A 26,959-nucleotide genomic window follows, 5' to 3' on the forward strand; every position below is an offset into this window, starting at 1 on the left:
TAGCGGCTCAAGCCGCCTGGCCTCGGTGCCCCGTCCACACCCCCGGACGTGCAGGCACCGGGGGAATGTTGATCTTCCCCTCGCTTCTTCTCCCAATTCCGCACCCTGAAACGAAAAAAGGCCCCTGAAGGGACCTTTCTCGTTACGCCTGGGCGCTGATCGGCTTATTCCACCGACACCGACTTACTCCACCGTCACTGACTTGGCCAGGTTGCGCGGCTGGTCGACGTCGGTGCCCTTGAGCACGGCAACGTAGTAGGACAACAGCTGCAGCGGCACGGTGTAGAGGATTGGCGCCAGGCAGTCATGGATTGCCGGCATGCCCACCACGTGGGTGCCCTCGCCATCGCTGATGCCGCTGCCGCCTTCGGCGAAGACCACCAGCTCGCCGCCACGGGCGCGGACTTCCTGCAGGTTGGACTTGAGCTTCTCCAGCAGCTCGTTGTTCGGCGCGACGGTGACCACCGGCATGTCGGCGTCGACCAGCGCCAACGGGCCGTGCTTGAGCTCACCGGCCGGGTAGGCCTCGGCGTGGATATAGGAGATTTCCTTGAGCTTCAGCGCACCTTCCATTGCCACCGGGTACTGCGCGCCACGGCCAAGGAACAGGGTGTGGTGCTTCTCGGCGAACAGCTCGCTGATCTTCTCCACCACCTTGTCCATGGACAGGGCTTCTTCCAGGTGGGTCGGCAGGCGGCGCAGTTCGTTCACCAGCTCGGCTTCGACGCCGTCGTTCAGGCGCTTCTGCACCTGGCCGATGCCCAGGGTCAGCAGCAGCAGGGCGACCAACTGGGTGGTGAAGGCCTTGGTGGAAGCCACGCCGATTTCCGGGCCGGCGTTGGTCAGCAGGGTCATGTCCGACTCGCGCACCAGCGAGCTGGTGGCGACGTTGCAGATCGCCAGGCTGGAGAGGAAGCCCAGTTCCTTGGCGTAGCGCAGCGCGGCCAGGGTGTCGGCAGTCTCGCCGGACTGGGAGATGGTGACGAACAGGGAGTCCGGGTGTACCGCGACCTTGCGGTAGCGGAACTCGCTGGCGACTTCGACCTGGCAGGGAATGCCGGTCAGGCTTTCCAGCCAGTAACGGGCGACCATGCCGGCATGGTAGCTGGTGCCGCAGGCGACGATCTGCACGGTGCGCACCTTGGCCAGCAGCTCACGGGCCTGCGGGCCGAAGTTGTCCACCAGCACCTGCTGGGCGCCCAGGCGGCCTTCCAGGGTGCGCTGCACCACGGCCGGCTGCTCGTGGATTTCCTTGAGCATGAAGTGGCGGTAGCCGCCCTTGTCCGCCGCCTCGGCGCCCTCGTGATAGCGCACTTCCTCGCGCTGCACGGGGTTGCCGTTGACGTCCCACAGCTGCAGGCCGTCGCGACGGATTTCGGCGATGTCGCCTTCTTCCAGATAGATGAAGCGGTCGGTCACCTGGCGCAGGGCGAGCTGGTCAGAGGCGAGGAAATTCTCACCGTGGCCCAGGCCCACCACCAGCGGGCTGCCGCTACGGGCGGCGAGGATGCGGTCGGGCTGCTTGCTGCTGATCACCGCCAGGCCATAGGCGCCATGCAGTTCCTTGACCACGGCCTTGAGCGCGACGGTCAGGTCGCCCAGCTCGCCCAGACGCAGGTGCAGCAGGTGGGCGATGACCTCGGTGTCGGTCTGCGAGGTGAATTCGTAGCCACGCGCCTTGAGCATTTCACGCAGGGGCTCGAAGTTTTCGATGATGCCGTTGTGCACCACCGCCACTTCGCCGTGGGAGAAGTGCGGGTGGGCGTTGGCCTCGGTGGGCGCGCCATGGGTGGCCCAGCGGGTGTGGGCGATGCCCAGGCGGCCCACCAGCGGCTGTTCGGTGATGGCCTGCTCGAGGCTGGAAACCTTGCCCGCGCGACGGCGGCGGTCCAGCGAGCCGTCGGCCTGGATCACCGCCACACCGGCGCTGTCATAGCCACGGTATTCCAGGCGCTTGAGGCCTTCGACGAGGATCGGGGTGATATTGCGCTCGGCGATGGCGCCTACGATTCCACACATGGCTTGGATCTCCTGTCAGTCTTCGCAGCGCGCGCGGATCACTTTCACGCCGCGCGCCTGGATCAGTTCGAACGCTTCATCGCTCAGGCGTTCGTCGGTAATCAGGGTCTGGATGCTGCTCCAGGGCAGCTCCAGGTTGGGAATGCGCCGGCCCAGCTTGTCGGCCTCGGCCATGACGATCACCTCGCGGGCGACCTCGGCCATGACCCGGCTCAGGCCCAGCAGTTCGTTGAAGGTCGTCGTACCACGCTCGAGATCGAGCCCGGTAGCGCCGATGAACAGCTGATCGAAATCGTAGGAGCGCAGCACCTGCTCAGCCACCTGGCCCTGGAACGACTCGGAGTGCGGGTCCCAGGTGCCACCCGTCATCAGCAGCACCGGCTCGCGCTCCAGTTCGCGCAGGGCGTTGGCCACGCTCAGGGAGTTGGTCATCACCACCAGGCCGGGCTTGCGGCCCAGTTCCGGGATCAGCGCGGCGGTGGTGCTGCCGCTGTCGATGATGATCCGCGCATGCTCGCGAATGCAGGCGGCTGCCGCACGGCCGATGGCCTGCTTGTAGCGCGACAGCGGCTGGCTTGGCTCGGCGATCAGTTCATGGGGCATCGGCACCGCGCCACCGTAGCGACGCAGCAGCAGGCCGTTGCCTTCCAGGGCGGCCAGGTCCTTGCGGATGGTCACCTCGGAGGTGGCGAAGCGGCGCGCGAGATCGTCCACGCTGACCTCGCCCTGTTCGGCGAGCAGCGCCAGGATGTCGTGGCGGCGTTGGGGCGTATTGCGTTTCGACATGGACGATTAAGTTTCGATTCGAAAGATATTTGTGCGAATCAAAACCCAAGTTCTTTCGTTCGTCAAGAATTTCCCGCATGGGCGGAGACGCTTTTCTGTAGGAGTGAGCTTGCTCGCGAACTCGTCGCTGCCGACGATCATCGCGGACAAAGTCCGCTCTACGAGGTATGCAGCTCTTGTAGGAGCGGACTTTGTCCGCGATGGCCCGGTTCGCGAGCAAGCTCGCTCCTACAGGAAGTGGCGTGAACTCAATCGACTTCGAGGCGGTTGCGTCCGCCGCGCTTGGCGCGGTAGAGCGCCTGGTCGGCCCGTTCGAAGACGGTGTCGGCGCGCTCGCCTTCGCGGAATGCCGTCAGGCCCGCCGAACAGGTGATGCTCAGGCGTTCGCCCTTGAAGTGGAAGGGGCAGGCTTCGATGGCGCCGCGCAGCACGTCGAGCAGTTGCTGCCCGCCGTCCAGAGGTGTGGCGGGCAGCAACACGACGAACTCCTCGCCGCCGTAGCGGGCGATGAAATCGGTCTTGCGCACACGCTTGGCCAGTTCGTTGGCGATGATCTTCAGCACCTTGTCGCCGGCGAGGTGGCCGAAATCGTCGTTGATCTGCTTGAAGTGGTCGACGTCCAGCACCGCCAGCAGCAGGTCGCCGCCGTAGCGCTGCCAGCGCGAGACTTCCAGGTCCAGCCGTTCGGTCAGCGCCGCGCGGTTGGGCAGGCCGGTCAGTGCGTCGGTCATGGCCTTCTGGCGCTGGTCTTCGATGTTCGCCTGGAAGGTGCGGGCTTCCTCTTCCATGCTGGCGACGCGGGTCACCAGCGACTGGATGCGCTCGCCCACTTCGCGTTCACGGACCTCCCGCTCCTCGCGGAAGCGGTCCATGGTGCCGACCAAGCCCTGCAGGCGGGATTCGACATTGCGTTTGAGGCCTTCCAGGTCGGTGGCCTCCAGCACGCTTTCCTTCAGGCCGCTGACCTGTTCGCGCAGGGTGTCGTCGAGGTCGCGGGCGCTGGAGCTGGAGCCGCTGTGGTTCTCCTGCACCGCCTGCAGACCGTCGAGGAAGGCGCCCAGGCGTTCGTTGAGCTGGTGCAGGTAGCCTTCGAACTCGTGCTGGCCACTGTCGTTGAGCGACAGCACGAGCATGCCCAGGTCATCCAGCACCGGCACCAGTTCGTACCAATTGAGGCTGCCGTGGATGCGCGAGCGCAACGCGTCGGCCTGGATCTGCTGGGCCGCCGGCAGGTGCATTTCGTCCAGCAGGCGCAGCAGGCTCGCCTCGATGTGCGGCGCCACGGCGCTGTAGCCGGGCTCGGGGCGCGGCGGCAAGGCATAGGGATCGTTGGCCTGCTGCGCGTCTTCCGGCGTGCCGAACAGCCCAGGCGGCACGGGCAGACTGTCGAGCAGCGCGCAATCGCCGTGGGCGACAGGTTCTGCGACAGGAGCCGGACTGACCGCCTCCGTCAGGGCGCGCGGCTTTGGCTGTTCAGCCGGCTCGGGCATGGGCGCAGGTTCGGGCGCCAGGGCGATGGCTGCCTCTGCGACTTGCGCCACCGGCTGAGCGGGTTCAGCAACGGCGACATCCGCCAGTGCAGGTGCAGGTGCAGGTGCAGGTGCAGGTGCAGGTGCAGGTGCAGGTGCAGGGGATTGGGTCTCGGCCGGCACGGGCGCGTCTACCGCTGCTTCGGCTACAACGGCGGCCACTGCCGGGGCCGCCGGGGTGCTGGGCACCGACTCAGACTCGTCCGCTGCATCGCTGTCACGGCTGCCGAACAGTCGCTGCAGGAGGCCGGGGCGTTGCTCGCCGCCACCATCGCCGAAATGATCCAGCACCTGGCGCTGCAGGCGGCTCAGCTCGCTGAGCAGTGCAGGCAGCTCGCGGGAGGAGCTGCCGCGGCTGGGTATGTCCTTGGACAGCCGCTTGAGCGGCTTGCGCACGTCTCCCGGCATATCCAGGGATAGCAGTTGCTGCGACAGCTGGCTGAGCGCGGCGACATTCTGTTCGATGCGCTGCTGGCGGCGCTGCTCGGAGTCGAGCACGGCCTTTTCCAGCTGCGGGATCAGGCGCGACAGGCCGGCGTCCATGTCGTCGCGGCGCAGCACTTCGCGCAGCTCCTTCATGCAGGCATCCACTGCCTTGTCGCTGCCTTCGGCGGCCAGGCTGCTGCGCACCAGACCGCGGCGCAGCAGGTCCAGTCGGGCGTCCCAGCGGCGCTCGAGCTTCTCCTGCTGCTCGAGGTTGTCCAGGTACTTCTGTTTCCAGCGTTGGTCGTCGTCGCGACTCATTCAGGGGCCTCGCCGCGCAAGGCGAGCGACGAGGACGAACGCAGGGCATCCGGCAGGCGGATTTCCACGGCCACGGGCAGGTGGTCGGAAATCGGGTGCGGGAGGACACTGACGCGCTCCAGCGCCAGCTCGGAACTGAGCAGGATGTGGTCCAGACAGCGCTGTGGGCGCCAGCTGGGGAAAGTGGCCTCGACCTGCGGGGCGATGAGCTGGAGGTCGCGCAGCGGCGAGCTTTCCAGCAGGTCGGTGGCGTGGGTGTTCATGTCGCCCATCAGCACGTGATGGCGGTAGTCCTGCAGCAACTCGCGGATGTAGGCGAGCTGGCGGGTGCGGGTCCGCGCGCCAAGGGCCAGGTGCATCATCACCACGGCCAGCGCGTCCTTGCCTTCGCCGAAGCGCATGAGGATCGCACCGCGTCCGGGCGGGCCGGGCAGCGGATGGTCTTCCAGGGCGGTGGGCTGCAGGCGGCTGAGCAGGCCGTTGCTGTGCTGGGCGATGCGCCCGAGATTGCGGTTGAGCTGCTGGTACCAGTAGGGGAAGGCACCGAGCTGGGCCAGGTGTTCGACCTGGTTGATGTTGCCGGAGCGGATGCTGCCGCCGTCGGCTTCCTGCAAGGCGACCACGTCATAGTCGTGGAGCAGTTCGCCAATGCGCTGCAGGTTGGTGGCGCGCCCGGCGGCCGGCAGCAGGTGCTGCCAGCCACGGGTCAGGTAATGGCGGTACCTTTCGGTACTGATGCCCACCTGGATGTTGAAGCTGAGCAGGCGGAGACGGCCATCATCGGGCAGGCCGGCGGCGGTCCCGTGGGCAGCATTCACCCGCGGGACGCAGGCCCCTGCGACACGATCACGAGTCCGCCGGCGCAGCATCGTCGTCGGACCTTACTGGGCAGCCTTGGCGCCGGCGCGTTCCTTGGCGATCAGCTGGTCGGCCAGTTGCAGCGCCTCGTCCGGGCCACCGGCGGAGCCGATGTCGAAGCGGTATTTGCCATTGACCACCATGGTCGGCACGCCGCTGATCTGGTAGGCCATCGCCAGTTTCTTGGCTTTCTCGATCTGACCCTTGATGGCGAAGGAGTTGTAGGTGCTCAGGAACTTGTCCTTGTCCACGCCCTGTTCGGCGACGAACTCAGCCATTTCTTCCGGGGTGGTCAGGGCTTTGGGGTTGTTGTGCAGCTTCTCGAAGATCGAGTGGTGCACCTTCTTCTCCACGCCCATGGATTCCAGGGTCAGGAACAGCTGGCCGTGGATGTTCCACAGGCCGCCGAACATGGCCGGAAGGCGCACGAAGTGAACGTCGGCCGGCAGCTTCTCGACCCACGGATTGATAGTCGGTTCGAAGGCGTAGCAATGCGGGCAGCCGTACCAGAACAGCTCCACCACCTCGATCTTGCCGGGCTGGGAGACCGGGACGGCCTGGTTCAGCTCGGTGTAGTTCTTGCCCGCTTCGAAGTCGGCGGCGTTCGCGTTGACGGCGAACAGGCCGGCGAAGGCAAGAGCGGCGGTGAAAATCAGGTTACGCATGGTTCACTCCTTGGCTGAACGGAACCGCCACGCTGTGCGCGACGGGATGAAGCGGTTTGACCGGAGGGGCCAGACACGGTTCCAGCATTGTAGTGGGGGCGGGTGCAAAAAAGGGTGGCCGAGGCCACCCTTTTTTTCGAAGCGATTTTTCGATCTGGCGTTACCGCCCGACGGCTGCTTAGTGCAGGCCTTCGATGTAGCTGGAGATCGCGGCGATGTCCTTGTTGGACAGCTTGGCAGCGATGCTGCGCATGATCATGGCGTCGCCGTCGTTGGTGCGCTCGCCTTCGCGGAACGCGGTCAGCTGCTTGGCGGTGTAGGCGGCGTGCTGGCCACCCAGGTGCGGGAAGCCGGCTTCGGCGTTGCCCTGGCCAGCCGGGTTGTGGCAACCGGTGCAGGCCGGCATGCCTTCGGCGAGCTTGCCGCCGCGGAACAGGGCTTCACCCTGCGCGACCAGCTTGGGATCGGCGGCGCCGACGCTGCCGTTCTGGCTGGAGAAGTAGGCGGCGATGTCTGCCAGGTCCTGATCGCTCAGGTTGGTCAGCAGGCCGGTCATTTCCAGCACGGTGCGCTTGCCGTCCTTGATGTCGTGCATCTGCTTGAGCAGGTAACGCTCACCCTGCCCGGCCAGTTTCGGGAAGTTGGGCGCCATGCTGTTGCCATCGGCGCCGTGGCAGGCACCACAGACAGCAGCTTTCGCCTGACCGGCCTTGGCATCGCCAGCGGCGTGCGCCACACCGACAAGACCCAGGGTCAACAGCAGACTCACGATCAATTTGTTCATCAGCTAATCCAATAACGGCTAAGGGTGAAAGAGTAAGGCCAGAGAAGTTACTTCGACATCCACTGGATAATTGTCTGGTAATCCTCGGCGCTGCAGTCGGTGCACAGGCCGCGAGGCGGCATCGCGTTGAAACCGTTGGTCACATGTTGCACCAGCGTGTCCATGCCCTTGTCCAGGCGTGGCTTCCAAGCGGTGGCGTCGCCCTTTTTCGGCGCCATTGGCAACTGACCATTGTGGCAGGCGCCACAGGCTCTGTTGAAAACGGCTTCCGGATCCTGGGCCGCCAGGGCGCTGGACGCCAGCGCGGCAACGATGGCTGCGAACAGCAGTTTCTTCATGATTATCCTCATCGCAGGGAACATCCGCGTTCTTGATTGCGCGGACTCCAACGTTCCCGTGTGGCTCGACCCTGGGGGATAAAGCGCACACAAAATCCGCGGCATTATATACTTCAGATGCCCAAACGGAAACGAAACCGCCCCCCGCGACACCGCGTCGCACCCGCCGCGAAGTTACCCATGCCCTCGAATAACGCTACGAAAAACCCGATTCTCGGCCTCTGCCAACAGGCCACTTTCCTCATTTCCGCCGCCAAGGTGAACCAATGCCCGGAAGACTCCGGCCTGGAAGTCGCCTTCGCCGGCCGCTCCAACGCGGGCAAGTCCAGCGCGCTGAATGCGCTGACCCACGCGAACCTGGCGCGGACCTCCAAGACTCCCGGCCGCACCCAGTTGCTGAACTTCTTCCGCCTGGATGACGAACGCCGCCTGGTCGACCTGCCCGGCTACGGCTACGCCAAGGTGCCGATCCCGCTGAAGCTGCACTGGCAGCAGCACCTGGAAGCTTATCTCTCCAGCCGCAATGCGCTAGCCGGTGTGGTGCTGATGATGGATATCCGCCATCCGCTGACCGATTTTGACCGCCTGATGCTCGACTGGGCGCAGGCCAGCCAGCTGCCCATCCACGTGCTGCTGACCAAGGCCGACAAGCTGGCCTATGGCGCGGCGAAGAACGCGCTGCTCAAGACCCGCAAGGAAATCCTCGACGGCTGGGGCGATGTCGCCACGCTGCAACTGTTCTCGGCGCCCAAGCGCCAGGGCGTGGAGGAGGCGCAGCTGGTCCTGGCCGGCTGGCTGGGACTGCTGGACGAGGAAGAAGAGGAGACCAGCGAGGAGGCCTGAGGCCAAATCGCAGGCAAAAAAAACCCCGAGCTTCGTATGGGGAGGGGGAAGTTCGGGGTTTAAGTCCGGACCGCTAGGGCGGGGTCCAGTAATCTGCCAACACTAAACACTGCAAAGGAGCATCGAAGGGCTTCACCAGCCATTCACGAGTTCTGACTCGGCTCCTCGCGGGAAAGTTCAGCAGGTCACAAAAGATTTTTTCGGGGCGGACTGAAAGTGCCTGAACAATCGTGCCAGAAGGCCCGGCTGGCGGGCCTTGTGACCGTTCGTCCAGTCGTCAGTGTGCCTCGTCCCAATTCGCTCCCACACCGGCTTCGACGACCAGCGGCACGTCCAGTTCCGCTGCACCGCTCATCAGCGGCCGAATGCCATCACGGACCTGTTCGAGCAGGTCTTCGCGCACTTCCAGCACCAGTTCGTCGTGCACCTGGAGGATGACGCGGGCATCGATGCCGCTCTCCTGCAGCCAGTTATCCACAGCCACCATCGCGCGTTTCATGATGTCCGCCGCCGTGCCCTGCATGGGTGCGTTGATCGCGGTGCGCTCGGCCGCCTTGCGCATGGCGCCGTTCTTCGAGGCGATTTCCGGCAGGTACAGGCGGCGGCCGAACAGCGTCTCGACAAAACCCTGCTCGGCGGCCTGGGCGCGGGTGCGCTCCATGTAGGCCAGCACGCCTGGGTAGCGGGCGAAATAGCGGTCGATATAGGCCTGCGCCTCTTTGCGCTCGACGCCGATCTGCTTGGCCAGGCCGAAGGCGCTCATGCCGTAGATCAGGCCGAAGTTGATCGCCTTGGCGCTGCGGCGCTGGTCGCCGGTGACCTCGTCCAGCGGCACACCGAAGACTTCGGCGGCGGTGGCGCGATGCACGTCGCGGTCATGACGGAAGGCATCCAGCAGACCTTCGTCCTTGGCCAGGTGGGCCATGATGCGTAGCTCGATCTGCGAGTAGTCCGCCGCCAGCAGCTTGTAGCCCTTGGGCGCGACGAAGGCCTGGCGGATGCGCCGCCCCTCGGCGGTACGGATCGGGATGTTCTGCAGGTTCGGGTCGCTGGAGGACAGCCGACCGGTCGCTGCCACCGCCTGGTGGTAGCTGGTGTGGATGCGCCCGGTGCGCGGGTTGATCTGCTCCGGCAGCTTGTCGGTGTAGGTGCTCTTGAGCTTGCTCATGGAGCGGTACTGCATGATCACCTTGGGCAGTTCGTAATCCTGCTCGGCCAGCTCAGCAAGAACGTTCTCGGCGGTGGATGGCTGGCCGGTGGCGGTCTTGGAGAGCACCGGCAGGCCGAGCTTTTCATAAAGGATGGCGCCCAGTTGCTTGGGCGAGCCGAGGTTGAACTCCTCACCCGCCAGGTCGTAGGCCTGGCGCTGCAACTCGACCATCTTCTCGCCCAGCTCGACGCTCTGCTTGCCCAGCAGGTTGGCATCGACCAGCGCGCCGTTGCGCTCGATACGCGCCAGCACCGGCACCAGCGGCATCTCGATCTCGGTCAGGACCTTGGCCAGCGACGGGATGGCCTCCAGTTTCTGCCAGAGGGTCTGATGCAGGCGCAGGGTGACGTCGGCGTCTTCGGCGGCGTAGGGGCCGGCCTGTTCCAGGGCGATCTGGTCGAAGGTCAGCTGCTTGGCGCCCTTGCCGGCGATATCCTCGAAACGGATGGTGCTGTGGCCCAGGTACTTCAGCGCCAGGCTGTCCATGTCGTGGCGGGTCGCGGTGGAGTCCAGCACGTAGGATTCGAGCATGGTGTCGTAGGCGATGCCCTGCACAGCGATAGGCGTCGTGGCGTTGGCCAGGACGTTCATGTCGTACTTGGCATGCTGGCCGACCTTGCGCTTCTTCGGGTCTTCCAGCAGCGGCTTGAGGGCCTTGAGCACGGCGTCGCGGTCCAACTGCGCCGGCACACCCATGTAGCTGTGGGCCAGAGGCACATAGGCGGCCTCGCCTTCTTTTACTGCGAAGGACACACCGACGACCTGCGCCTGCTGCGGGTCGAGGCTGGTGGTCTCGGTATCGAAGGCGATCAGGTCGGCGGCTTCCAGCTTCTTCAGCCAGGCGTCGCACTGGGCTTGTTCCAGAACGATCTCGTAACGTTTCTCCGCTGCGGCAGCCGGGGCTTCCTCCAGTGCCAGCTGGGGAGTTCCGGCCTTGGCCGCCTGGCGCTGAAGGTCGTCCAGCCCAGTCTTGAATTCCAGGGTGCGGTACAGCTCGGTCAGCGCCTCGCGGTCCGGCTCGCCGGGGTGCAGAGCATCGATCTCGATGTTCAGTTCGACATCGCACTTGATGGTGGCGAGCTTGTAGGACAGGTAGGCCATGTCCTTGTGCTCTTCGAGCTTGGCCGGCAGACCCTTGGCGCCGCGGATAGGCAACTCGGGCACCTTGTTCAGGCTGGCGTAGAGCACATCCAGGCCGCCACCCACGCCGGTGAGCAGGCCGAGGGCGGTTTTCTCGCCGACACCGGGCACGCCGGGAATGTTGTCGACCTTGTCGCCCATCAGCGCCAGGTAATCGATGATCAGCTCAGGACCGACACCGAATTTCTCCTTCACGCCATCCACGTCGAGCGTGCTACCGGTCATGGTGTTGACCAGCGTAATGTGCCCGTCGACCAGCTGTGCCATGTCCTTGTCGCCGGTGGAGATCACCACCGCCCGGCCTCCGGCCGCGCTCTGCCGGGCCAGGGTGCCGATCACGTCATCCGCTTCCACGCCTTCCACGCAGAGCAGTGGCAGGCCGAGGGCGCGCACGGTGGCGTGCAACGGCTCAACCTGCACGCGCAGGTCGTCCGGCATCGACGGGCGGTTGGCCTTATATTCGGCGAACATCTCGTCGCGGAAGGTCCCACCCTTGGCATCGAAGACCACCGCGAAGGGGCTGTCCGGGTATTGCTTGCGCAGGCTCTTGAGCATGTTCAGCACGCCCTTCACCGCACCCGTGGGCATGCCGGTGGAGGTCATCAGCGGCGGCAGGGCATGGAAAGCGCGATACAGATAGGACGAGCCGTCCACGAGGACGAGGGGTGCTTGGCTCATGAGGGGAATCAACCTTTTCAGAAGGGCTCGGGCTAAAATGTCCGTAGCCAATTCGACAAAGGGACAAGGTTATCATGCGTACGTTGAACCGCCTGTTGCTCGCCGCTCTACTGGGTCTTGGCGCGACTTCCGTCATGGCGGCGGACGACGCCCCGACGCCGGAGCCGGATGTGACCATCCGCCAGGAGGGCGACAAGACCATCCAGGAATACCGCGTGAACGGATTCCTCTACGCCATCAAGGTCGTGCCCAAGCACGGCAAGCCGTACTTCCTGGTGCGCCAGGACGGCAGCGACGGCAACTTCATCCGCTCGGACCAGCCCGACAAGCTGATTCCGCAGTGGCAGATCTTCAGCTGGTAACCCCATCCACCCACGACGCTCCAGAGGTTTGAGCATGTCGGTATTCACGCCTCTGGACCGTCCGGTTCTCGAAGACTTCCTCGCCCCCTACGGCCTTGGCCGCCTGCGCGATTTCCGCGGCATCGCCGAAGGGTCGGAAAACAGCAACTTCTTCGTCAGCCTGGAGCAGGGCGAGTTCGTCCTGACCCTGGTGGAACGCGGCCCTGTGCAGGAAATGCCGTTCTTCATCGAACTGCTCGACGTGCTGCACGAAGCCGATCTGCCGGTCCCCTATGCCCTGCGCACGAAAGAGGGCGAAGCGCTGCGCCAGCTCGAAGGCAAGCCGGCGCTGCTGCAACCGCGCCTGTCCGGCCGTCACGAACGCTCGCCGAACAACCATCACTGCCAGGAAGTCGGCAACCTGCTGGCGCGCCTGCACCTGGCGACCCGTGAACGGATCATCGAACGCCCCAGCGACCGCGGCCTGAGCTGGATGCTGCATGAGGGCGAGACGATGCAGTCGCACCTTTCCGGCGCTGCGGCCACGCTGCTGGGCGATGCCCTGGAAGAAATAGCCCGCCTGCTCGCCGAACAACCGGCGCTGCCGCGCGCCAACCTGCACGCCGACCTGTTCCGCGACAACGTGCTGTTCGACGGCCCGCACCTGGCAGGAGTGATCGACTTCTACAACGCCAGTTCCGGCTGGATGCTCTACGACCTGGCGATCACCGTGAACGACTGGTGCTCGACCGAGGACGGCGCCCTCGACAGTCCGCGCGCCCGCGCCCTGCTGGCGGCCTATGCGGCCAAGCGGCCGTTCACCGCGCTGGAAGCCGAGCTATGGCCGGAGATGCTGCGGGTGGCTTGCGTGCGCTTCTGGCTGTCGCGGCTGATCGCGGCCGAGGCATTCGCCGGGCAGGACGTGCTGATCCATGATCCGGAAGAGTTCGAGCGGCGCCTGGCGCAGCGGCAGACGGTGGGAATTCATCTGCCGTTTGCGTTGTGACCCTGGGTTTGATCGCGACGCGGGACCTGTAGGAGCGAGCTTGCTCGCGAACGGCCCCGGAGTGGGTTTGGTTCGCGAGCAAGCTCGCTCCTACAGAAGAGCAGTCCGGTGTGAAGCGGGGGGGGGCGTAAATATCTAGCTCGGAGCTGGCATCCCTGCCGGCGCTCCTCCGCTCAAGGTCAACCCCGGCCCGGCCATCCATGGCCGGTCGTTCGCCCTTCAAAACGCATGCGTTTTGAGCGGGCTCACCCACATTTCGAGTGCCCACAGTTCAGGCAGGTGGCACAACCATCCATCTGCACCACCGCCATGGTGTTGCACTTGCCGCACAGTTGAGCGCCGGCGGGGAAGCCTTCGCCGGGTTCGGCCTTGTTGGTGCCCTGCGCGGCTTCATAGGCGGCGCGCTTCTCGGCGAGGTACAGGCGCTGCTCCTCGTCCAGTTGCGGGCCTTCCATCAGGCCGATGGCGACCATATGGCGCTCGATCACCGCGCCGATCTCGGCAACGATGGACGGCATATAAATGCCGCCGCGCTTCAGGTAGCCACCACGCGGGTCGAACACCGCCTTCATCTCCTCCACCAGGAAGGTGCAGTCGCCACCCTTGCGGAACACTGCGGACATGATCCGGGTGAGCGCGACGATCCACTGGAAGTGGTCCATGTTCTTCGAGTTGATGAAGATCTCGAAGGGCCGGCGCTGCTCGTACGGAGTATCCGGGTTGAGCACCACGTCGTTGATGGTCACGTACAGCGCGTGCTCGAACAGCGGCGACTTGATCTTGTAGGTCGCACCGACCAGCAGCTCCGGCCGTTGCAGGGTTTCATCCATCTTCACCACGGCGGCTGCCGCGGCGGCTTCCACGCGGGCCTTTTCCTCGGCCACGTCCACCACCTGGAAGCCTTTGATCTTCTGGTTGATCTTGACGCTCATCACTTTCTCCAGGGGTATCAGTACTTGCCGTAATAGCCTTCTTTCAAGGCGTCGAAAAGATTGGCGGCGGTATGGATCTCGCCGTCGTACTCCACTTCCTCGTTGCCCTTGAGCTCCACCACGCTGCCGTCTTCCAGCTCGAAGCGATACACCGTCTTCTCCAGGTCCGATTCCTTCACCAGCACGCCCTGGAAGGCAGCCGGGTTGAAGCGGAAGGTGGTGCAGCCCTTCAGGCCCTGGCGCCAGGCGTAGAGGTAGATGTCCTTGAAGTCCTCGAACGGGTAGTCGGTGGGGACGTTGGCGGTCTTGGAGATCGACGAGTCGATCCACTTCTGCGCGGCGGCCTGGATATCCACGTGCTGCTGCGGGGTGATGTCGTCGGCGGTGATGAAGTAGTCCGGCAGGCGGTGCTTCTCTTCTTCCGCACCCGGCACGGCGTGGTGGTCCACCTGGTCGCGGTAGGCCAGCAACTCGTAGCTGAAGACCGAGATCTTTTCCTTGGTCTTGCGGCCGGGGCGGATCAGGTTGCGCGAATAATGGTGGGCGAAGCTCGGCTCGATGCCGTTGGAGGCATTGTTGGCCAGGCTCAGGCTGATGGTGCCGGTGGGCGCGATGGAGCTGTGGTGGGTGAAGCGCGCACCGTGCTCGGCCAGCTCCTCGATCAGCTGCGGCGCGTGCTCGGCGACGCGCTGCATGTAGCGCGAGTACTTGGCGTGCAGGACGCGGCCCGCCACCTTGTCGCCGACCTTGAGGCCATCGGCCTTCATTTCCGGGCGTTTGCGCAGCATCTCGGCGGTGACCTCGTATTCCTTCACCAACACCGGCGCCGGGCCTTTCTCGCGGGACAGTTCCAGCGCCACTTCCCAGCCCACCAGGGCCATCTCGCGCGCCACTTCTTCGGTGAACACGCAGGCTTCCGGGCTGCCGTAGCGCAGCTTGAGCAGGGTCAGCGCCGAGCCCAGGCCGAGGAAGCCCATGCCGTGGCGACGCTTGCCGAGGATTTCCGCACGCTGCTGCTCCAGCGGCAGGCCGTTGATCTCAACCACGTTGTCGAGCATGCGGGTGAACACGCGAACCACTTCGCGGTAGCGCTCCCAGTCGAAGCGCGCGTTGTCGCCGAAGGCGTCGACCACGAAGGTGGTCAGGTTCACCGAGCCCAGCAGGCACGAGCCATAGGGCGGCAGCGGTTGCTCGCCACAGGGGTTGGTGGCGCGGATCGCCTCGCACCACCAGTTGTTGTTCATCTCATTGACCCGGTCGATCAGGATGAAGCCCGGCTCGGCGTAGTCATAGGTGGACACCATGATCATGTCCCACAGGTGCCGCGCCTTGACTCGCCCGTAGACCTTGCAGGCCACACGGCCGTCGTCACCCACCAGGTAGTCGTCGTGCAACGGCCAGTCGCGCCAGACCACTGCCTCGGCGTCGTTCAGGTCGACTTCGTCGCGTTCCTTCTGGTGGATCGGGAACACCAGCGGCCAGTCTTCGTCGTCCTCGACGGCGTTCATGAAACCGTCGGTGATCAGCAGGCTGAGGTTGAACTGGCGCAGACGGCCGTCTTCGCGCTTGGCGCGGAAGAACTCGCGCACGTCCGGATGGCTGACGTCGAAGGTGCCCATCTGCGCGCCGCGCCGCCCGCCGGCGGAGCTGACGGTGAAGCACATCTTGTCGTAGATATCCATGAACGACAGCGGCCCGCTGGTGTGCGCACCGGCGCCGGAGACGTAGGCACCGCGCGGGCGCAGGGTGCTGAATTCGTAGCCGATGCCGCAGCCGGCCTTCAGGGTCAGTCCAGCCTCGTGGACCTTCTCCAGGATGTCGTCCATGGAGTCGCGGATGATCCCCGAGACGGTGCAATTGATGGTCGAAGTGGCCGGCTTGTGCCCCTGGGCACCGGCGTTGGAGATGATCCGCCCGGCCGGAATGGCGCCGTTGCGCAGGGCCCAGAGGAAGCGCTCGTACCAGTGTTCGCGCAGTGCCTTGTTGGCCTCGACGTCGGCGAGGGCACGGGCGACGCGCTGCCAGGTCTCGTCGACGCTGCCATCGATAGGTTTGCCGCTCTTGTGCTTGAGGCGGTACTTGCTGTCCCAGATGTCCTGCGAGGCAGGCTGCAGGGCGAGAACTCCTTGGTCGGCGCCGCGTTGGCGCGCATCGGTCTTGGCCATCCGAGAAATAACCTCCTGTCGGTTGGGTGGCAGGCGCAAATGGAGCGCGAGTAGACCCCATATGTAGGCATAGATTCCTGATCACCATCAATATCTTGTGTCAGGAGACCCCAGACGGAAACGATAGACGGTTGAGCCGAAGGCGTAGGAAAAGATGCGTAAAGCCGACGATTGGCGGGGCATTGATGGCAGGAAAAGTAGGAAATTTCAGGCGAGAGCAGTGCGACGATCAGGCGCGGGGGGAGGGCTTTCGTAGGAGCGGACTTTGTCCGCGATGAGCTTGCCTCGCGCGGGAAAACAGCGCGGTCAAAGTCCGCTCCTACGCGAAGGTCTGGGGATGGGGATTCCCCTCTCCCTGAAGGGAGAGGGCTGGGGAGAGGGGAAACCCCGGCACAGAAGTTTCCCGTGAGCCCGATCAGAGCTTCTCCAGACACCCCGCAAACTCATCCGCCAGGTTGCCCAGCAGATGCTCGTAGCCCTGCGCGTCGACCTTCACGCCAACGCCCAGATCGTCCAGCTCGGCCAGGCGTACCGGCAGGCCCTGGCTCAGGGTGTCGGCCAGGCGCGGGCGGATCGGCGGTTCGCTGAAGATGCAGGACGGCCCGGCCTTCTGCAGTTGCGCACGCATCATGGCGACATGGCGGGCGCCCGGCTGCACGTCGGCGGACACGGCGAATACGCCGGCGTGACGCAGACCGTAGGCTTCCTCGAAGTAATCGAATGCCTCGTGGAAGACGAAGAACGGCTTGCCCTTGAGCGGATCGATGCGCTGTTGCAGGCGGGTATTGAGCTGCTCCATGCGCTCGTCGAAGGCCTTCAGATTGGCCTGGTAGCGGCTGGCGTTGGCCGGGTCGGCGATGGCCAGGTCCTCGGCCATGCGCGCGGCGATCACCTGGGCGTTGGCCGGCAGCAGCCAGAGGTGGGCGTCGATCATGCCGGGGCGGTGATCGTGATCGTGGCCCAGGTCATCCTGCCCCGAATCATGGTCATCATGGTCCGGGTGGTTGGACTCACTGAAGTCGGCGAACTTGCGCAGGTGCATGCCGGCCTGGTCCTGCAGCGCCACGCTCGGGCCCTTGCGGCTGTCCAGGACTTTGGGCAGGAAGTTCTCAAGGTCCGGGCCAACCCAGTAGAACAGCTGCGCATCGCGCACGCGGCGGATGTCGGACGGGCGCAGCGAGTAGCTGTGCGGCGAGGCGCCCGGCGGCAGCAACACGTCCGGCGTGCCCTCGCCGTCCTGGATGGCGGCGGCGATCAGTTGCAGTGGCTTGATGCTGGTCAGCACGCTGACCTCAGCACGTACGGGAAGGCTGAGCAGCAGCGCGCAGGCGGCGGTCAGCAGGGCGACGGGACGGAAGGACACGGCGGCACTCACACAGGGGAGACATGAAAGAGTAATATAATAACGTCTCTGAACCCGAGCGTCGCCGCGCATGTACAAGATCGCCCCCAAGACTCCCCTCGCCTGCCGCCCGCACGACCACGCCAACTGCGTGGCCAGTGCCCTGGCCGACGCCGACGCGCTGTGCGCGCGCCAGGGTGTGCGCCTGACCGAGCTGCGCCGGCGCGTGCTGGAGCTGGTCTGGGCGAGCCACAAGCCGCTGGGCGCCTACGACATCCTTGCCGTGCTGAGCGAGGAAGACGGCCGCAAGGCAGCCCCGCCGACGGTCTACCGCGCGCTGGATTTCCTCCTGGAAAACGGTCTGGTGCACCGCATCGCCTCGCTCAACGCCTTCATCGGCTGCGCGCACCCGGAACACGCCCATGAAGGCCAGTTCCTGATCTGCCGCGCCTGCCACACCGCCATCGAACTGGAACAGCCGGCCATCAGCGAGGCGATTGTCGCTGGGGCCAAGGGCGTCGGCTTCGCCGTGGAAACCCAGACCGTCGAGATCGTCGGCCTCTGCGGCGCCTGCGCCCCCGCCCAGCGAGAGGCGTGATGAGCGACGCCCTGATCCGCCTGCAAGGCGTCGGCGTCAGCTACGCCGGCCAGGCAGTGCTGCAGAACGTTGACCTGACCATCGCTCCGGGCGAAATCGTCACCCTGATCGGCCCCAATGGCGCCGGCAAGACGACCCTGGTGCGCAGCGTGCTCGGCTTGCTCAAGCCCGATACCGGCAGCGTCTGGCGCCAGCCGAAGCTGTCCATCGGCTACATGCCGCAGAAGCTCCACGTCGACCCGACCCTGCCGCTGACAGTCTTCCGCTTCCTGCGCCTGGTACCCGGCGTGCAGCGCACCCAGGCGCTCGACGCGCTGAAGGAAGTCGGCGCCGCCCACGTGATCGACAAGCCGCTGCAGAGCGTTTCCGGTGGCGAGCTGCAGCGCGTGCTGCTGGCCCGCGCCCTGCTGCGCAAGCCGGAACTGCTGGTGCTCGACGAACCCGTGCAGGGCGTCGACGTCGCCGGCCAGGCCGAGCTGTACCGCCTGATCGGCCGCCTGCGCGACCGCCTCGGCTGCGGTGTGCTGATGGTCTCCCACGACCTGCACCTGGTGATGAGCGCCACCGACAAGGTGGTCTGCCTGAACCGTCACGTCTGCTGCTCCGGGCACCCGGAACAGGTCAGCGGCGACCCGGCCTTCGTCGAGCTGTTCGGCCAGGATGCCCGCAGCCTGGCGGTCTATCACCACCACCACGACCACTCCCACGACCTGCACGGCGAGGTGGTGAAACCCGCCTTCCCCGCCGGCACCCGCTTCACTCCGGTCCACCAGCACGGCCCCGACTGCAACCATGGCTGATTTTCTGCTCAACGCCCTCCTCGCCGGGCTGGCCCTGGCGGTGGTCGCCGGGCCCCTGGGTTCGTTCGTCGTCTGGCGACGCATGGCCTATTTCGGCGACACCCTGTCCCACGCCGCCCTGCTCGGCGTGGCCCTCGGCTTCCTGCTGGACGTCAGCCCGACGCTGGCGGTGACCGTCGGCTGCGTGCTGCTCGCCGTCCTGCTGGTCACCCTGCAGCAGCGCCAGCCACTGGCCGCCGACACCCTGCTGGGCATCCTCGCGCACAGCACGCTGTCGCTGGGCCTGGTGACCCTGAGCTTCATGAAGGAAGTGCGCGTCGACCTGATGGCTTACCTGTTCGGCGACCTGCTCGCCGTCAGCCAGACCGACCTGCTGTGGATCATTGCCGGCAGCGCCCTGGTGCTCGGGTTGATCTGCTGGCTGTGGCGACCGCTGCTGGCAATCACCGTGCACGAGGAACTGGCGCGGGTCGAAGGCTTGCCGGTGACCGCCATCCGCCTGGCGCTGATGCTGTTGATCGCCATCGTCATCGCCGTGGCCATGAAGATCGTCGGCGTGCTGCTGATCACCTCGCTGCTGATCATTCCCGCTGCCGCCGCCCAACGGCACGCGCGCAGCCCTGAACAAATGGCCTTCGGCGCGAGTCTGATCGGTCTGGTGGCGGTGTGCGCCGGGCTCTCGCTGTCCTGGTTCAAGGACACCCCCGCCGGTCCCTCCATCGTGGTCAGCGCGGCGGCCCTGTTCCTGCTGAGTTTTGTCCTGCCGCGCCGGACGGTGTAGAATTTGGCGATTTTTTGATCAAAAGAGACCCTGACGCATGAAGTCGTTCGTCATCCGCCTGTTCGCGCTGATGGCCATGGCGCTGGCCCTTGTGGCCTGCCAGAGCACCGCGAGCAATCCGCCCGCCAGCAGTGGCTTCGAGACCGAACTGGCCGCCGGCCGTCTGGAATCCGCGCAGCTCGCGCTGGGTTCCGAGCAGGAAGACGCCACCCAGCTCGCCGAGCGCCGCAAGCGCCTGGCCGACGCGTACCTGGAGCGCAGCCGTGAAGCCCTGGCCAAGGGCGACGTCAACGGCGCCACCACCGCCCTGACCCGCGCCCGCTCGCTGATGCCCCGCGCACCCGGCGTAGCCGCCGACGTGAGCGGCCTGCAGAAGCCCGCCGCGCCAGCAGCCCCGGCCGTCCAGCCGACCTGCACACCCTAAGCCCTCGGGCGCCCGTCCGCGGCGCTCGTTATTTCCTTTTGTTCCGTGCTTAGCTGAACAAAGATTAATCAGCCATAAAAAAGCAGGTTAAAATGCGCGGTTTTGGCTGATCGCCTACGTTTGTCGTCTATCCCTCGACAACTTAGTAGGTCCCGAACCTGTTTAGGGCTTGCGAGCTAGAGCAGTACAAGGCGAAAACAGGCGAGAAAGCGAAGTCTACTGACGCGTAAATGAGCATTTCTCGCCTGTTTTCAACGCAGTAATGCCGACGCGCAGCACGCCATAAACAGGTTCCCATACGCCGTACCCACAAGGTTTGCTACGTGATCGAATTCCACGACGTCCACAAGACCTATCGCGTCGCCGGACGCGATATCCCGGCCCTGCAGCCGACCCACCTGTCCATCGAGGGTGGCCAGGTGTTCGGCCTGATCGGCCATTCCGGCGCCGGTAAAAGTACCCTGCTGCGCCTGATCAACCGCCTGGAAGAGCCCAGCGGCGGGCGCATCGTCATCGACGGCGAAGACATCACCGCCCTGGACGCCGACGGCCTGCGCCGCTTCCGCCAGCGCGTCGGGATGATCTTCCAGCACTTCAACCTGCTGGCCTCCAAGACCGTCGCCGACAACATCGCCATGCCGATGAAACTCGCCGGCACCTTCAGCGCCACCGAAATCAGCGCGCGGGTGGATGAATTGCTCGAGCGCGTCGGCCTCAAGGACCACGCCCGCAAATACCCGGCGCAGCTCTCCGGTGGCCAGAAGCAGCGCGTCGGCATCGCCCGTGCCCTGGCCTGCCGACCGACCATTCTGCTCTGCGACGAAGCCACCAGTGCGCTCGACCCGCAGACCACCGGCCAGGTCCTGCAGTTGCTCGCCGAGATCAACCGCGAGCTGAAGCTGACCATTGTCCTGATCACCCACGAGATGGACGTGATCCGCCGTGTCTGCGATCAGGTCGCGGTGATGGATGCCGGGCGCATCGTCGAACAGGGTGAGGTCGCCGACGTATTCCTCCATCCGCAGCACGACACCACCCGCCGCTTCGTCTTCGAGGCCGAGCGCGTCGACGAGGACGAGCAGCACGATGACTTCGCCCACGTGCCGGGCCGCATCCTGCGTCTGACCTTCCGTGGCGAGGCGACCTACGCGCCGCTGCTGGGCACCGTCGCGCGCCAGACCGGCGTGGACTACAGCATCCTCGCCGGCCGCATCGACCGCATCAAGGACCAGCCCTACGGCCAGCTCACCCTGTCCCTAGTGGGCGGTGACATCGAGGCCGCCATGGCGCAGCTCAACGCCGCCGAAGTCCATGTGGAGGTGCTGCGCGCATGAGCGACTTTTTTGTAAACATCGATTGGTCCGAGATTCTCCAGGCCAGCCTCGACACCTTCTGGATGCTCGGCGGTTCGCTGCTGTTCACCGTCATCCTCGGCCTGCCGCTGGGCGTGCTGCTGTTCCTCACCGGGCCCAAACAGATGTTCGCCAACCGCGGCATCTACGGCGTGCTGGCGTTCATCGTCAACGTGCTGCGCTCGCTGCCGTTCATCATCCTGCTGATCGTACTGATCCCGCTCACGGTGATCCTGGTCGGTACCTCGCTGGGCGTTGCCGGGGCCATCCCGCCGCTGGTGGTGGGTGCCACGCCGTTCTTCGCGCGCCTGGTGGAAACCGCGCTGCGCGAGGTGGACAAGGGCATCATCGAAGCCACCCAGGCGATGGGCGCCAGCACCCGCCAGATCATCTGGAACGCGCTGCTGCCCGAGGCCCGTCCGGGCATCATCGCCGCCATTACCGTTACCGCCATCACCCTGGTGTCCTACACCGCGATGGCGGGCGTGGTCGGCGCCGGCGGCCTCGGCGACCTGGCGATCCGCTACGGCTACCAACGCTTCCAGGACGACGTGATGCTGCTCACCGTGGTGATGCTGGTGGTACTCGTCCAGATCCTGCAGACCGTCGGCGACAAGCTGGTGGTCCATTACTCGCGCAAATAACCACAAGGCCCGCCGGATGCGGGCCGACCAAGGAGCCAACCATGAAGAAACTGTTCGCCGCGTTCGCTGCCGCCGCCGTCATCGCTGCCCCGCTGGCCCAGGCCGCCGACAGCCTGACCGTCGCCGCTACCCCGGTGCCGCACGCCGAGATCCTCAACTTCGTCAAACCCATCCTGGCCAAGGAAGGGGTAGAGCTGAAAGTGAAGGAATTCACCGACTACGTGCAGCCCAACACCCAGGTCGCCGAGAAGCGTCTGGACGCCAACTTCTTCCAGCACCAGCCGTACCTGGATGAGTTCAACAAGACCAAGGGCACCAGCCTGATCGCCGTCACCGGCGTGCACATCGAGCCGCTGGGCGCCTACTCCACCAAGTTCAAGAAGCTCGACGAGCTGCCCTCGGGCGCCACCGTGGTGATCCCCAACGACGCCACCAACGGCGGCCGCGCGCTGCTGCTGCTGGACAAGGCCGGCGTGATCAAGCTCAAGGACAACAAGTCCATCACCGCCACCCCGAAAGACATCGTCGAGAACCCGAAGAACATCAAGGTGCGTGAGCTGGAAGCGGCCACCCTGCCGCGCGTGCTGACCCAGGTCGACCTCGCCCTGATCAACACCAACTACGCCCTGGAAGCCAAGCTGAACCCCACCAAGGACGCACTGGCCATCGAAGGCGCCGACTCGCCCTACGTGAACATCCTGGTTGCCCGTCCGGACAACAAGGACAGCGCCGCCATGCAGAAGCTGGCCGCCGCCCTGCACAGCCCCGAGGTGAAGCAGTTCATCCTCGAGAAGTACAAGGGTGCTGTCGTTCCGGCGTTCTGATCGCCGCGAAGTATCCCCCTGAAAAGCCCGGTCGAATGACCGGGCTTTTTCGTTTCTGGCTTTTGGCTTCAATTCTTTTGTAGGAGCGAGCTTGCTCGCGAACAAGACACGCCGAGGGCACCGACATTGGGCGTGTTCGCGAGCAAGCTCGCTCCTACAGAACAGGTTTGAGCATTTTTTCGCCAACCTTCCTTGCATATTTTCCATGCCGCAAAGGCATCGATTTTTCTCGACCTCGCTTAAAGCCACGAACGACGGTGCCTGCAGCGATACGTCAAAAACATATAGCACCAAAAGTTATTTAAATAAGAGAAACAATCACTTCAAGAGCTAAGACGCTCCGCCAATCATGCAGGTCCGTTTCAAGCGCGTCGTAGAGCCGCGCAGACCTGCAAGGAGATCGTTCATGGCTCAACCCCAGCATGCCCTCGCGCCGGATACCTTCCTGCGCCACGTGCCCGGCGGCGACCTGGTCGATCTCGGCCGCCCGCTGCGCCACGCGCTGGAGCTGGGCCGCCATGTGCCGGCAAAAGCCCGTGCGCTGAGCCGCCGCGAAGCCGTCCTGCTCGGTCTGTTCGCCCTGACGCTGCACGGCGCGGTGATCTACTGGCTGAGCCAGCAGCCCACGCCGAAGCTGCCGGAGGTGCCACCGCAGGTGCCGCCGATGACCATCGAATTCACTGCACCCACCCCGCCGGTCGTCGAACCGCCGCCACCCGAGCCGATCCCCGAGCCGGTTGTGCAGGAACCACCGCCCCCGGTGGTGGACGAGAACGCGGTGAAACCGCCGCCGCCCAAGCCGATCCCCAAACCCAAGCCGAAACCGGTCGCCATGCCCAAGCCCGTGCCCAAGCCGGTCGAGCAACCTACGCCGCCCAAGGCCGAAACCCCGCCGCCGCAACCGGCACCACCCGCTCCGCCAGCGCCGGCTCCGGCCCCGCTGACACCGCCCTCGGCCAACGCCGGCTACCTGAAGAACCCGGCGCCGGAATACCCACCACTGGCCCAGCGCCGTGGCTGGGAAGGCACCGTGCTGCTGCGCGTGCATGTCCTCGCAAGCGGTAGCCCGAGCGAGATCCAGGTGCAGAAGAGCAGCGGCCGCGACGCCCTCGACGATGCGGCGGTGCGCGCGGTGAAACGCTGGAGCTTCGTCCCCGCCAAGCGCGGCGACGTGGCCCAGGACGGCTGGGTCAGCGTACCCATCGATTTCAAATTGCATTGATTCAACTTGCCCAGATCAGCCGCACGAGAAACGCGGAAGGAGAACACCCATGAGTCTGCCCCTGAACCCCCTGGAATCCGTCGAAGGCGCAGTCATCTGGCTGCTGGTCGGCTTCTCCGTCGTCACCTGGGCCCTGGCCCTGGTGAAAGGCGTCCAGTTCACCCGCCAGAAGTCCCAGGACAAGCGCTTCCAGAAGCAGTTCTGGAGCGCCACCAGCCTCGAATCGGCTGGTGACCAGGCCGCCGGCAAGCCCGGCGCCGGCGCCCGTGTCGCCCAGGCTGGCTTCGCCGCCATCCAGGTGCAGGACAACGGCCAGCCGGACCTCGCCCAGTCGATCAACCACCAGGACCGCCTCGAACGCGCCCTGCGCCAGCAGATCCAGCGCGAACGCCGCTCCCTGGAATCGGGCCTGGCGGTGCTCGCCTCCATCGGTTCCACGTCGCCCTTCATCGGCCTGTTCGGCACCGTGTGGGGCATCATGGAAGCGCTCAAGGGCATCAGCGCAGCCGGCTCGGCGAGCCTGGAAACCGTCGCCGGCCCTATCGGCAGCGCACTGATCGCCACCGGGGTGGGTATCGCCGTCGCCGTGCCGGCGGTGCTGGTCTACAACTACTTCCTCCGTCGCCTGAAGCTCACGGCGGCCGACCTCGACGACTTCGCCCACGACTTCTACAGCCTCGCGCAGAAGAGCGCCTTCCGCGTCGTCGCCCTGCCCACCGCCGCACGCAAACCGTCTGCCGGCGCCAGCGTGAAGGAGGCGAGCTGACATGGCCTTCTCGACCCAGGACAGCGACGAGGTTCTCTCCGAGATCAACGTCACCCCGCTGGTGGACGTGATGCTGGTGCTGCTGGTGGTGTTCATCGTCACCGCGCCGCTGCTAACCAACGCCATCCCGATCAACCTGCCCAAGACCGAGGCAGTCGCCCCGCCGGAGCAGAAGGACCCGCTGGTGGTGAGCATCGACGGCGCCGGCAAGTGGTTCATCAACAAGGACGAGATTCAGCCGGACCTGCTGCAAAGCAATCTGGCGGCGGCCAAGGCCAAGGACGCCGAGGTCCGTGTGCAGCTTCAGGCGGATGAAACCGTGAACTACGGCCAGGTGGCCAAGGCCATGGCCTCCATCGAGAAGGCGGGCATTACCAAGCTGGCGGTGATCACCGCGCGCTGAGGCACCTGTAAGACACCTGAAACAGAGCGGGTGTAGAAAGGGACCTCCACAACGTACCGAGCTTCAAGGCCGCTCTCCCAATACTCAGGCAGGGGTGAGCGGCCTTTTTTTATTCCCGACATACGTCGGGGTTCGCGAGCAAGCTCGCTCCTGCAGGTTTGGGCCGGGAGCGCTCTTTGTAGGAGCGAGCTTGCTCGCGAACCGCCCCTGATCCGTCCACCGCCGTTCGTCGTCATCCCCGCCCCGGCAATAAACCTATGCCTTTCAGGCCCTTCCGTGGCCGCCGCAGTTCTACTAAGTTGATGACAGTCTGGAGACCTGAGGGGTACCGCATGACATCGTCTCCCGCTTCGGAAGGCCCGTTCTATCCACCGACACTGGGGGTGCCGGAACGCTTCACACCCGAACAGCTGCGCGCCTCGCTCGACATCACCATGAGCGAACATGGCGCCGGCCCGGTGTGGCTGTTCGCCTACGGCTCGCTGATCTGGCGCCCGGAGTTCCCGGTGGCCGAGGCACGCCGCGCGCGGGTGCACGGCTACCATCGGGGGCTTTACCTGTGGTCCCTCACCCACCGCGGCACCCCGGAAGCGCCGGGTCTGGTGCTCGGCCTGGACCGTGGCGGCTCCTGCTCCGGTTTCGCCTTCCGCCTGCCCGAAGACCACCTCGACGCCAACCTCTATGCGCTCTGGGAACGGGAGATGCCCTACGCCTCCTACCGCCCGGAATGGCTGAATTGCCGGTTGGACGACGGCAGCCGCGTGCGCGCCCTGGGCTTTGTCCTCGAACGCCACCTGCCCAGCTATGCCGGCTCCCTGCCCGATACCGTCGTCGAGCACGTCCTGGCCAGCGCCCAGGGCCATTTCGGCACTACCCGCGACTACGTCGAGCAGACTGCCCGCGCGCTGCGTGAATACGCCATGCCCGACCTCAATCTGGAGGGCATTTTGGCGCGCTGCTGCCCGTTGCGCCGGGCGCAGGACTGACGCCTTATCGCCATTCGTTAGATAGAAATACTGCATAAGCAAAGAATTTCTTATTCCTTAACGAATATTAAAACCCTCCCTAGAATGCCTTCTCATGACGATTCGAGAGGGCCGCTCCATGCGCAACGAACGCATCCGCTACCTGATCGTGCCGGGCTGGCACGGTTCCGACGATGCCCACTGGCAGAGCCACTGGCAGCGCGCCCTGCCGAACGCCGCGCGGGTGCAGCAGCAGGACTGGATCACCCCGCAGCACAATGACTGGGTTGCCGAACTCGACCGCGAAATCCGCCGCGAGCCCGGCCGCGTGGTGCTGATCGCCCACAGCCTGGGCTGCGTCACCGTCGCCTCCTGGGCCTCCCGCGCCGACCGTCGCGCTCTCGCCCAGGTTGCCGGCGCCCTGCTGGTGGCACCGGCCGACGTGGAGCGGGAAACCTGCCACGAGGCCCTGCGCAATTTCGCGCCCATCGCCGTCCAGGCCCTGCCGTTCGCGACGGTGCTGGTGGGCTCGGACAATGACGCCGCCTGCAGCCCGCAACGCGCCATGGCACTGGGCCGCACCTGGGGCGCCGAGACGGTGATCCTGCCGTCCGCCGGGCACATCAACGTGAAATCCGGCCACGGCGCCTGGGAATCGGGCTACCGTCATCTGTATCGCCTGCAGTACCTGATCGACCAGCAATCGCGCCAGCGCGCCTGATTCCGTCTCCTGATTAGCGGAGCATGGAGCGCGGTGTGACGACCGCGCCTATCCCCTCTTGGCGTGGATTCGGCTAGGG

General features: G+C 65.3%; 26 protein-coding genes. 15 read left to right on the forward strand and 11 right to left on the reverse strand.

All coding sequences use genetic code 11. The features are described 5' to 3' along the window. Positions 1–183: 183 nt before the first annotated feature. The 7 genes from glmS to ACNFH5_RS02115 all read right to left on the reverse strand — a co-directional run bounded on the left by glmS (position 184) and on the right by ACNFH5_RS02115 (position 7,723). Positions 184–2,019 (reverse strand): glutamine--fructose-6-phosphate transaminase (isomerizing), encoded by a 1,836-nt coding sequence (gene glmS / locus ACNFH5_RS02085; RefSeq protein ID WP_416743863.1) that lies wholly within the window; start codon positions 2,017–2,019, stop codon positions 184–186. Positions 2,020–2,034: 15 nt separating this feature from the next. After that, positions 2,035–2,805, reverse strand: coding sequence for a DeoR/GlpR family DNA-binding transcription regulator (locus tag ACNFH5_RS02090; protein ID WP_416743865.1), 771 nt, complete (start codon positions 2,803–2,805; stop codon positions 2,035–2,037). A gap of 248 nt (positions 2,806–3,053) precedes the next feature. Next, positions 3,054–5,078, reverse strand: a complete 2,025-nt coding sequence (locus ACNFH5_RS02095; protein WP_416743867.1) for a GGDEF domain-containing protein — start codon at positions 5,076–5,078, stop codon at positions 3,054–3,056. Continuing rightward, positions 5,075–5,947, reverse strand: coding sequence for an endonuclease/exonuclease/phosphatase family protein (locus ACNFH5_RS02100; RefSeq protein ID WP_416743869.1), 873 nt, complete (start codon positions 5,945–5,947; stop codon positions 5,075–5,077). The genes ACNFH5_RS02095 and ACNFH5_RS02100 overlap by 4 nt, the downstream gene beginning before the upstream one ends. Positions 5,948–5,959: 12 nt before the next feature. Further along, positions 5,960–6,601: a thiol:disulfide interchange protein DsbA/DsbL gene (locus ACNFH5_RS02105; protein WP_416743871.1), complete on the reverse strand. Its 642-nt coding sequence runs from the start codon at positions 6,599–6,601 to the stop codon at positions 5,960–5,962. Positions 6,602–6,779: 178 nt separating this feature from the next. Beyond that, positions 6,780–7,385, reverse strand: a complete 606-nt coding sequence (locus tag ACNFH5_RS02110; RefSeq protein ID WP_017521245.1) for a c-type cytochrome — start codon at positions 7,383–7,385, stop codon at positions 6,780–6,782. A gap of 47 nt (positions 7,386–7,432) precedes the next feature. Beyond that, positions 7,433–7,723, reverse strand: a complete 291-nt coding sequence (locus tag ACNFH5_RS02115; protein WP_024766806.1) for a c-type cytochrome — start codon at positions 7,721–7,723, stop codon at positions 7,433–7,435. Between the two features lie 180 nt (positions 7,724–7,903). Here ACNFH5_RS02115 and yihA point away from each other — a divergent pair, with 180 nt between their 5' ends. Further along, complete coding sequence (gene yihA / locus ACNFH5_RS02120; RefSeq protein WP_416743873.1) at positions 7,904–8,566, forward strand: ribosome biogenesis GTP-binding protein YihA/YsxC; 663 nt, start codon at positions 7,904–7,906, stop codon at positions 8,564–8,566. Between the two features lie 277 nt (positions 8,567–8,843). On the opposite strand, the gene polA is transcribed toward yihA, so the two are convergent. Continuing rightward, on the reverse strand, positions 8,844–11,594 hold the full coding sequence (gene polA / locus ACNFH5_RS02125; protein ID WP_416743875.1) for a DNA polymerase I: 2,751 nt from the start codon (positions 11,592–11,594) through the stop codon (positions 8,844–8,846). 74 nt (positions 11,595–11,668) lie between these two features. Here polA and ACNFH5_RS02130 point away from each other — a divergent pair, with 74 nt between their 5' ends. Both ACNFH5_RS02130 and ACNFH5_RS02135 read left to right on the forward strand, forming a co-directional pair. Then, positions 11,669–11,956 carry a DUF2782 domain-containing protein gene (locus ACNFH5_RS02130; protein WP_024766803.1) on the forward strand — a complete coding sequence of 96 codons (288 nt, stop codon included), beginning with the start codon at positions 11,669–11,671 and terminating at the stop codon, positions 11,954–11,956. Positions 11,957–11,990: 34 nt separating this feature from the next. Further along, entirely contained in the window at positions 11,991–12,941 is a 951-nt protein-coding gene (locus ACNFH5_RS02135; protein ID WP_416743876.1) for a homoserine kinase, read from the forward strand. Positions 12,942–13,186: 245 nt separating this feature from the next. Here ACNFH5_RS02135 and ACNFH5_RS02140 read toward each other — a convergent pair whose 3' ends face one another. The 3 genes from ACNFH5_RS02140 to znuA all read right to left on the reverse strand — a co-directional run bounded on the left by ACNFH5_RS02140 (position 13,187) and on the right by znuA (position 17,401). Further along, positions 13,187–13,876, reverse strand: coding sequence for an NrdJb (locus tag ACNFH5_RS02140; RefSeq protein ID WP_416743878.1), 690 nt, complete (start codon positions 13,874–13,876; stop codon positions 13,187–13,189). 14 nt (positions 13,877–13,890) lie between these two features. Next, positions 13,891–16,038 (reverse strand): adenosylcobalamin-dependent ribonucleoside-diphosphate reductase, encoded by a 2,148-nt coding sequence (locus tag ACNFH5_RS02145; protein ID WP_416743879.1) that lies wholly within the window; start codon positions 16,036–16,038, stop codon positions 13,891–13,893. Positions 16,039–16,453: 415 nt separating this feature from the next. After that, complete coding sequence (znuA, locus tag ACNFH5_RS02150) at positions 16,454–17,401, reverse strand: zinc ABC transporter substrate-binding protein ZnuA (RefSeq protein WP_416743881.1); 948 nt, start codon at positions 17,399–17,401, stop codon at positions 16,454–16,456. A 70-nt stretch (positions 17,402–17,471) separates the two neighbouring features. On the opposite strand from znuA, the gene zur reads away from it, so the two are divergent. The 12 genes from zur (at position 17,472) to ACNFH5_RS02210 (ending at position 26,880) form a co-directional block, all read left to right on the forward strand. After that, positions 17,472–17,978 carry a zinc uptake transcriptional repressor Zur gene (zur, locus tag ACNFH5_RS02155; RefSeq protein ID WP_416743882.1) on the forward strand — a complete coding sequence of 169 codons (507 nt, stop codon included), beginning with the start codon at positions 17,472–17,474 and terminating at the stop codon, positions 17,976–17,978. Further along, positions 17,978–18,778: a zinc ABC transporter ATP-binding protein ZnuC gene (znuC, locus tag ACNFH5_RS02160; RefSeq protein ID WP_416743884.1), complete on the forward strand. Its 801-nt coding sequence runs from the start codon at positions 17,978–17,980 to the stop codon at positions 18,776–18,778. The genes zur and znuC overlap by 1 nt, the downstream gene beginning before the upstream one ends. Next, positions 18,771–19,559: a zinc ABC transporter permease subunit ZnuB gene (gene znuB, locus ACNFH5_RS02165; protein WP_169935180.1), complete on the forward strand. Its 789-nt coding sequence runs from the start codon at positions 18,771–18,773 to the stop codon at positions 19,557–19,559. Before znuC ends, znuB begins: the two co-directional genes overlap by 8 nt. Positions 19,560–19,596: 37 nt before the next feature. Then, positions 19,597–19,983: a hypothetical protein gene (locus ACNFH5_RS02170; RefSeq protein ID WP_416743885.1), complete on the forward strand. Its 387-nt coding sequence runs from the start codon at positions 19,597–19,599 to the stop codon at positions 19,981–19,983. 323 nt (positions 19,984–20,306) lie between these two features. Next, a complete protein-coding gene (locus tag ACNFH5_RS02175; protein ID WP_416743886.1) occupies positions 20,307–21,317 on the forward strand; it encodes a methionine ABC transporter ATP-binding protein in 1,011 nt (336 codons plus the stop codon). Further along, positions 21,314–21,979 (forward strand): methionine ABC transporter permease, encoded by a 666-nt coding sequence (locus ACNFH5_RS02180; protein ID WP_024766991.1) that lies wholly within the window; start codon positions 21,314–21,316, stop codon positions 21,977–21,979. Before ACNFH5_RS02175 ends, ACNFH5_RS02180 begins: the two co-directional genes overlap by 4 nt. A 41-nt stretch (positions 21,980–22,020) precedes the next feature. Further along, entirely contained in the window at positions 22,021–22,803 is a 783-nt protein-coding gene (locus tag ACNFH5_RS02185; protein WP_416743887.1) for a MetQ/NlpA family ABC transporter substrate-binding protein, read from the forward strand. Positions 22,804–23,209: 406 nt separating this feature from the next. After that, entirely contained in the window at positions 23,210–24,025 is an 816-nt protein-coding gene (locus ACNFH5_RS02190) for an energy transducer TonB (protein ID WP_416743888.1), read from the forward strand. Between the two features lie 49 nt (positions 24,026–24,074). After that, positions 24,075–24,791, forward strand: coding sequence for a MotA/TolQ/ExbB proton channel family protein (locus ACNFH5_RS02195; RefSeq protein WP_343576229.1), 717 nt, complete (start codon positions 24,075–24,077; stop codon positions 24,789–24,791). Position 24,792: 1 nt separating this feature from the next. Then, positions 24,793–25,194, forward strand: coding sequence for an ExbD/TolR family protein (locus ACNFH5_RS02200; RefSeq protein ID WP_024766994.1), 402 nt, complete (start codon positions 24,793–24,795; stop codon positions 25,192–25,194). A 332-nt stretch (positions 25,195–25,526) separates the two neighbouring features. Continuing rightward, entirely contained in the window at positions 25,527–26,180 is a 654-nt protein-coding gene (locus ACNFH5_RS02205; protein ID WP_416743891.1) for a gamma-glutamylcyclotransferase, read from the forward strand. Positions 26,181–26,298: 118 nt separating this feature from the next. Next, positions 26,299–26,880, forward strand: coding sequence for an alpha/beta hydrolase (locus tag ACNFH5_RS02210; RefSeq protein ID WP_416743892.1), 582 nt, complete (start codon positions 26,299–26,301; stop codon positions 26,878–26,880). Positions 26,881–26,959 lie beyond the last annotated feature (79 nt).

The organism is Pseudomonas sp. NY15435 (assembly GCF_048068295.1).
In the GTDB taxonomy this organism is placed as follows: domain Bacteria; phylum Pseudomonadota; class Gammaproteobacteria; order Pseudomonadales; family Pseudomonadaceae; genus Pseudomonas.

Excerpts from the sequence above, each read along its gene's own strand:
- glmS (WP_416743863.1), bottom strand. The coding sequence starts at position 2,019 with ATGTGTGGAATCGTAGGCGCCATCGCCGAGCGCAATATCACCCCGATC.
- ACNFH5_RS02090 (WP_416743865.1), bottom strand. The coding sequence starts at position 2,805 with ATGTCGAAACGCAATACGCCCCAACGCCGCCACGACATCCTGGCGCTG.
- ACNFH5_RS02095 (WP_416743867.1), bottom strand. The coding sequence starts at position 5,078 with ATGAGTCGCGACGACGACCAACGCTGGAAACAGAAGTACCTGGACAAC.
- ACNFH5_RS02100 (WP_416743869.1), bottom strand. The coding sequence starts at position 5,947 with ATGCTGCGCCGGCGGACTCGTGATCGTGTCGCAGGGGCCTGCGTCCCG.
- ACNFH5_RS02105 (WP_416743871.1), bottom strand. The coding sequence starts at position 6,601 with ATGCGTAACCTGATTTTCACCGCCGCTCTTGCCTTCGCCGGCCTGTTC.
- ACNFH5_RS02110 (WP_017521245.1), bottom strand. The coding sequence starts at position 7,385 with ATGAACAAATTGATCGTGAGTCTGCTGTTGACCCTGGGTCTTGTCGGT.
- ACNFH5_RS02115 (WP_024766806.1), bottom strand. The coding sequence starts at position 7,723 with ATGAAGAAACTGCTGTTCGCAGCCATCGTTGCCGCGCTGGCGTCCAGC.
- yihA (WP_416743873.1), top strand. The coding sequence starts at position 7,904 with ATGCCCTCGAATAACGCTACGAAAAACCCGATTCTCGGCCTCTGCCAA.
- polA (WP_416743875.1), bottom strand. The coding sequence starts at position 11,594 with ATGAGCCAAGCACCCCTCGTCCTCGTGGACGGCTCGTCCTATCTGTAT.
- ACNFH5_RS02130 (WP_024766803.1), top strand. The coding sequence starts at position 11,669 with ATGCGTACGTTGAACCGCCTGTTGCTCGCCGCTCTACTGGGTCTTGGC.
- ACNFH5_RS02135 (WP_416743876.1), top strand. The coding sequence starts at position 11,991 with ATGTCGGTATTCACGCCTCTGGACCGTCCGGTTCTCGAAGACTTCCTC.
- ACNFH5_RS02145 (WP_416743879.1), bottom strand. The coding sequence starts at position 16,038 with ATGGCCAAGACCGATGCGCGCCAACGCGGCGCCGACCAAGGAGTTCTC.
- zur (WP_416743882.1), top strand. The coding sequence starts at position 17,472 with ATGTACAAGATCGCCCCCAAGACTCCCCTCGCCTGCCGCCCGCACGAC.
- znuC (WP_416743884.1), top strand. The coding sequence starts at position 17,978 with ATGAGCGACGCCCTGATCCGCCTGCAAGGCGTCGGCGTCAGCTACGCC.
- znuB (WP_169935180.1), top strand. The coding sequence starts at position 18,771 with ATGGCTGATTTTCTGCTCAACGCCCTCCTCGCCGGGCTGGCCCTGGCG.
- ACNFH5_RS02170 (WP_416743885.1), top strand. The coding sequence starts at position 19,597 with ATGAAGTCGTTCGTCATCCGCCTGTTCGCGCTGATGGCCATGGCGCTG.
- ACNFH5_RS02180 (WP_024766991.1), top strand. The coding sequence starts at position 21,314 with ATGAGCGACTTTTTTGTAAACATCGATTGGTCCGAGATTCTCCAGGCC.
- ACNFH5_RS02185 (WP_416743887.1), top strand. The coding sequence starts at position 22,021 with ATGAAGAAACTGTTCGCCGCGTTCGCTGCCGCCGCCGTCATCGCTGCC.
- ACNFH5_RS02190 (WP_416743888.1), top strand. The coding sequence starts at position 23,210 with ATGGCTCAACCCCAGCATGCCCTCGCGCCGGATACCTTCCTGCGCCAC.
- ACNFH5_RS02195 (WP_343576229.1), top strand. The coding sequence starts at position 24,075 with ATGAGTCTGCCCCTGAACCCCCTGGAATCCGTCGAAGGCGCAGTCATC.
- ACNFH5_RS02200 (WP_024766994.1), top strand. The coding sequence starts at position 24,793 with ATGGCCTTCTCGACCCAGGACAGCGACGAGGTTCTCTCCGAGATCAAC.
- ACNFH5_RS02205 (WP_416743891.1), top strand. The coding sequence starts at position 25,527 with ATGACATCGTCTCCCGCTTCGGAAGGCCCGTTCTATCCACCGACACTG.
- ACNFH5_RS02210 (WP_416743892.1), top strand. The coding sequence starts at position 26,299 with ATGCGCAACGAACGCATCCGCTACCTGATCGTGCCGGGCTGGCACGGT.